The following is a 4,924-nucleotide window of genomic DNA, read 5'->3' as shown; positions in this document are numbered from 1 at the left end:
GGCTGCTGCGCAGCCCGATCGCGACACAAGGCCGCTCCTACAAGACCGCGCAGGGTTTGGGTTCAGCGGCGGCCGTTGAAGTAGCCCGACAGCTGGTGCACGGTCTTGCCGGCAGTCAGCAGCAGCGGGCGCAAGTGGTCCTTGCCGAAGATGCGCGCATGCTTGACCGAGCTGACCAGGTCATAGCGCCTGGAGCCTTCAAGCATGCCCTCGGCGAGGATCTTGCAAATGATGTGGCTGGGGGTGACGCCAAAGCCGGAATAGCCCTGCACATAAAAGGCATTGGGCCGCCCGCTGAGGGTGCCAAGCTGCGGGAACAGGTTGGCGCTGGTGGCCATCGGGCCGCCCCAGGCCAGGTCAATGCGCACGTCCTTCAGGTACGGGAAAATCTTCAGCATCAGTGCGCGGTTCCAGGCCTTCAGGTCCCGCGGGATGTGCTCGACGAAGGGCGTGGCGGCGCCAAACAGCAGGCGGTTTTCGCGGGTGACCCGGTAGTAGTCGATCACCGGGCGGATGTCGCTGTAGGCGCCGCGGATCGGGCTGATTCGCTCGATCAGCTCGTCCGTCAGCGGCTCGGTCATCAGCTGGAAGGCGTAAGTGTTGATGGTGCGGGCGTGCAACTCGGGTTCCAGCTTGTTGAGGAAGCTGTCACAGGCCCACAGCAGCTTGCTGGCGCGTACCGAACCACGGCCGGTGCGCACCTTGATGCGCTCGCCGTAGGTCACCTCCAGCGCCGGGCTGTGCTCGAAGATGCGCGCACCATGGCCCACCAGCGCCTGCGCTTCGCCCAGCAGCAGGTTCAGCGAATGCACGTGGCCGCCGCCCATGTGCAGCAGGGCGCTGCTGTAGGCGTTGCTGCCGATGATCTGGCGCACCTCACTGCCAGCCAGGAAGCGGATTTCGTCGCGAGCGTTGGTGGCCTTGAATTGCGTTTCCCACTGGCGCAGGGTGTGTGCCTGGCGGCTGTTGAAGCCCAGGTAGCTGTAGCCCTGGCAGAAGTCGGCGTCGATGGCGTAACGGGCGATGCGGGCCTTGATGATGCCGGCGCCCAGTTCACTGATCTCGAAAATCTTGCGCACACCCTGGTCGCCGACACTGCTGCGGATCTTCTCCAGGTCGTGACCGATGCCTGCCATGATCTGCCCACCGTTGCGCCCGGTTCCCCCATAGCCCAGGTAACGGGCTTCCAGCACGACGATGTTGGTCACGCCCTGTTCCGCCAGCTCCAGTGCGGTGTTGATACCCGAGAACCCGCCACCGATGACCACCACATCGGCTTCTATGTCATTTTCCAGGGTAGGGAAGCTCAGGTTGTACTTCCGGGTCGCCGAGTAATAGGTGGGGCTCTCGAGGGTGATCATGACGGCGCCTGCGGAAATGGGTAGAAAACATTCTATTAATGTATTAATGATTATGCACTGGCATACTCACCGGTTTGCAATTTCCAGCCCACCCGAGCCCGCATGAGCACACCAAGACCCTCACTGACCCTGACCCTGTTGCAGGCCCGCGAAGCCACCATGGCGTTTTTCCGCCCGGCGTTGAATGCCCATGACCTGACCGAACAGCAATGGCGGGTCATCCGCATCCTGCGCCAGCAGGGCGAGCTGGAAAGCCATCGGCTGGCCGAGCTGGCCTGCATCCTCAAGCCAAGCATGAGCGGGGTGCTCAAGCGCCTGGAGCGCGACGGCATTGTGGCGCGGCGCAAGTCGCCGGAGGACCAGCGCCGGGTGTTCATCAACCTGACCGAAGCAGGGCAGCAGTCATTTCTGGCCATGAGTGAGGAAATGGCGCGCAACTACGAGAAGATCCTCGCCCAGTTCGGCGAGGGCAAGCTGCAGCAACTGATGCAGTTGCTGGATGAAATGAAGCAGATCAAACCCTGACGCGCAAGGCGTCAGCGTTGCAGTGACAGCGAGTCGTCGAGCAGTTTCAGCAAGGCGGTCGCACGCCGTGCATAGGCCGCCGGGGTGGCATACATCAGCTCTACGTGCAGGCTGTCGATGATGCCCAGGTAGGCGTCGGCATACACCGCCAGCTGCGCCTCGGCGCAGGGCTGGCGAAGCTGCAGGGCCTGGCAGAAACCTTCGCGCACGCCGCCCAGGTACTTCTCAAAGCCCGAGGTCACAATGGGCTTGATCTCGCTTGGCGGCAGGAACGCCGTGCGCAGCACGAAGCGCAGTTCGGCCGAGTCGCTGTAACGTTCGGCCAGGTGCAGCGCCAGCCAGTGCCCGGGGGCCAGGCCCGTGCGGTTTTCTTCGGCAAAACCCTGCTCGACGAACGCGGTTTCCTGCGCCAGCGCACGCTGGAACACCTCCACGAACAAGGCATCCTTGCTGGCGAAGTGCGCATACAGCGAGGCCTTGCGCATGCCGGCCAGCTGGGCGATTTCGTTCAGCGAAGAGGCGTCGTAGCCGAACTCGGCGAAGTGGCCGACGGCGGCATCGCACACCCGCACTGCAGAGGGGGAAAGGTCTTTCAACAGCATCGCTCCGTCAGGGGCGCGGCGGGCCGCGCGCAGCTTGAGGGTGGGATTGTGGTGATCGAAAATGCACGGGTCAATGCTTGTTGCAGGGCAATTTCCACGTGCCATGGAAAGTGCAATGTTCCCCTCGTAACGTGCATTTCGCCGCCAAAACAGCGACCACATACTGAACGCGTCTTCAAATTCAATAACAATGAGACCGTTCATGAACAAGCCAAATCCCCTGCTGGAAGACCTCAAGTCGATCTTGCCAACCATCGCTGCCAATGCCATGCAGGCCGAGCAGGACCGCAGTGTGCCGGCACAGAACATTGCCTTGCTGAAAAGCATCGGCATGCACCGCGCTTTTCTGCCCAAGCACTATGGCGGCATGGAAATCAGCTTGCCGGCATTTGCCCAATGCATCGCCGTGCTGGCCGGCGCCTGTGCCAGCACCGCCTGGGCCATGAGCCTGCTGTGCACCCACAGCCACCAGATGGCGATGTTCCCGGCCAAGCTGCAGCAAGAGGTATGGGGTACTGACCCGGACGCCACCGCCAGCAGCAGTATCGCGCCGTTTGGCCGTGCCGAAGAGGTTGAGGGTGGGGTGTCGTTCAGCGGAGAAATGGGCTGGAGCTCCGGTTGCGACCATGCCGAATGGGCGATTGTCGGTTTCCGCCGCAAGAATGCCGAAGGCACCCAGGATTACTGTTTCGCCATCCTGCCGCGCAGCGACTATGAAATCCGCGATGACTGGTACGCCGTGGGCATGCGCGGCAGTGGCAGCAAAACCCTGATCGTGCGTGACGCCTTCGTCCCCGAGCACCGTATCCAGAAGGCCAAGGACATGATGGAGGGCAAGTCTGCGGGCTTTGGCCTGTACCCGGACAGCAAGATTTTCTTCGCCCCGTACCGCCCGTATTTTGCCAGCGGCTTTTCCACGGTCAGCCTTGGCGTTGCCGAACGCATGCTCGAAGTATTCCGCGAGAAAACCCGCAACCGCGTGCGCGCCTACACCGGTGCTGCCGTGGGCGCCGCCACCCCGGCGTTGATGCGCCTGGCCGAATCGACCCATCAGATAGCTGCTGCGCGTGCGCTGCTGGAAAAGAGCTGGGACGAGATCGCCGAGCACAGTGCCCGCCATGAATACCCGTCGCGCGGCACGCTGGCCTTCTGGCGCACCAACCAGGGCTACGCGGTGAAGCTTTGCATCCAGGCCGTCGACCGCCTGATGGAAGCCGCCGGTGGCGGTGCCTGGTTCGAGAGCAACGAGCTGCAGCGGTTGTTCCGCGATTCGCACATGACCGGCGCCCATGCCTACACCGACTACGACGTGTGCGCGCAAATTCTCGGCCGTGAGCTGATGGGCCTGGAGCCTGACCCGGCCATGGTCTGAGCCAGCGCCTGGCTGAAACACCCCCCTACAAGCACAACAACAAACAGGGCAGGCCGCCTGGCCTGCCCGGGAGTCTTGCATGTCCAATGAAACCTTCGACCTACGCGCTTTCCGCCGCGCCCTGGGCAACTTCGCCACTGGCGTAACCGTGGTCACCGCCGCCGGCCCCAGTGGCCGCAAGGTCGGCGTCACTGCCAACAGCTTCAACTCGGTGTCGCTGGACCCGGCGCTGATCCTGTGGAGCATCGACAAGCGCTCGACCAGCCACGACGTGTTCGAAGAGGCGTCGCACTTTGCCGTGAACATACTGGCGGCCGACCAGATCGACCTGTCCAATAATTTCGCCCGGCCCAAAGAAGACCGCTTTGCCGGGATCGATTACCAGTCGGGGGCGGGCGGTGCGCCCTTGTTGGCCGATTGCGCGGCACGTTTCGAGTGTGAAAAGTACCAGCAACTGGACGGGGGCGATCACTGGATCCTGGTGGGCAAGGTGGTGGCGTTCGATGATTTCGGGCGTTCGCCGTTGCTGTACCACCAGGGTGCCTATTCGATGGTGCTGCCGCACACCCGCATGACTCAGCGTGCCGAAGGGCAGGCACCGAGCAGCCACTTCCAGGGCCGCTTGCAGCATAACCTGTACTACCTGATGACCCAGGCCCTGCGCGCCTACCAGGCCGACTACCAGCCACGCCAGTTGTGCACCGGCTTGCGCACCAGCGAAGCGCGCATGTTGATGGTGCTGGAGAGTGACGCCGGGCTGAGCCTGAATGAGCTGCAGCGCGAAGTGGCGATGCCGGCGCGGGAGATTGACGAGGCCGTGGCCAACCTCAAGCGCAAGGGGCTGATTGCCGATGACGAAGGCCGGGTGCGGTTGTCGGTGAAGGGCGTGGACGAAACCGAGGCCTTGTGGACCATTGCCAGGGAGCAGCAGGACAAGGTGTTCGGGCAGTTCAGTGAAGAGCAGCTGGATACCTTCAAGACAGTGCTTAAGGCGCTGATCAACATCTGAATACCGCGGTGGATGGCACCGGCGTTGCCGGTGTTCGCGGGTAAACCCGCTCCCA

The 4,924-nt window shown here is 62.9% G+C and carries 5 protein-coding genes; 3 read left to right on the top strand and 2 right to left on the bottom strand.

The window, feature by feature from the left end; translation table 11 throughout:
- Positions 1-62: 62 nt before the first annotated feature.
- The gene (locus IAE39_RS28935; protein WP_201207883.1) at positions 63-1,361 is read right to left on the bottom strand and encodes an NAD(P)/FAD-dependent oxidoreductase; all 1,299 of its coding nucleotides are present in this window, start codon (positions 1,359-1,361) and stop codon (positions 63-65) included.
- Between the two features lie 102 nt (positions 1,362-1,463).
- Here IAE39_RS28935 and hpaR point away from each other — a divergent pair, with 102 nt between their 5' ends.
- Complete coding sequence (gene hpaR / locus IAE39_RS28930) at positions 1,464-1,886, top strand: homoprotocatechuate degradation operon regulator HpaR (RefSeq protein WP_201207882.1); 423 nt, start codon at positions 1,464-1,466, stop codon at positions 1,884-1,886.
- 11 nt (positions 1,887-1,897) lie between these two features.
- On the opposite strand, the gene IAE39_RS28925 is transcribed toward hpaR, so the two are convergent.
- The gene (locus tag IAE39_RS28925) at positions 1,898-2,488 is read right to left on the bottom strand and encodes a TetR/AcrR family transcriptional regulator (RefSeq protein ID WP_201207881.1); all 591 of its coding nucleotides are present in this window, start codon (positions 2,486-2,488) and stop codon (positions 1,898-1,900) included.
- A 202-nt stretch (positions 2,489-2,690) separates the two neighbouring features.
- Here IAE39_RS28925 and IAE39_RS28920 point away from each other — a divergent pair, with 202 nt between their 5' ends.
- Together IAE39_RS28920 and IAE39_RS28915 are read left to right on the top strand one after the other, a co-directional pair.
- A complete protein-coding gene (locus IAE39_RS28920; RefSeq protein ID WP_201207880.1) occupies positions 2,691-3,860 on the top strand; it encodes a p-hydroxyphenylacetate 3-hydroxylase oxygenase component in 1,170 nt (389 codons plus the stop codon).
- 79 nt (positions 3,861-3,939) lie between these two features.
- Positions 3,940-4,869, top strand: a complete 930-nt coding sequence (locus tag IAE39_RS28915; RefSeq protein WP_201207879.1) for a p-hydroxyphenylacetate 3-hydroxylase reductase component — start codon at positions 3,940-3,942, stop codon at positions 4,867-4,869.
- Positions 4,870-4,924: the final 55 nt, after the last annotated feature.

The sequence above is a fragment of the Pseudomonas sp. S37 genome, from assembly GCF_016658545.1.
Lineage (GTDB): Bacteria > Pseudomonadota > Gammaproteobacteria > Pseudomonadales > Pseudomonadaceae > Aquipseudomonas.
The sequence above is the reverse complement of the archived record's forward strand: the minus strand, read 5'-3'. Positions and strand labels throughout refer to the sequence as shown.

Bases quoted from the DNA above. Each gene is read 5' to 3' on its own strand.
- IAE39_RS28925 (WP_201207881.1), bottom strand. From the start codon at position 2,488: ATGCTGTTGAAAGACCTTTCCCCCTCTGCAGTGCGGGTGTGCGATGCC.
- IAE39_RS28920 (WP_201207880.1), top strand. From the start codon at position 2,691: ATGAACAAGCCAAATCCCCTGCTGGAAGACCTCAAGTCGATCTTGCCA.
- hpaR (WP_201207882.1), top strand. From the start codon at position 1,464: ATGAGCACACCAAGACCCTCACTGACCCTGACCCTGTTGCAGGCCCGC.
- IAE39_RS28915 (WP_201207879.1), top strand. From the start codon at position 3,940: ATGTCCAATGAAACCTTCGACCTACGCGCTTTCCGCCGCGCCCTGGGC.
- IAE39_RS28935 (WP_201207883.1), bottom strand. From the start codon at position 1,361: ATGATCACCCTCGAGAGCCCCACCTATTACTCGGCGACCCGGAAGTAC.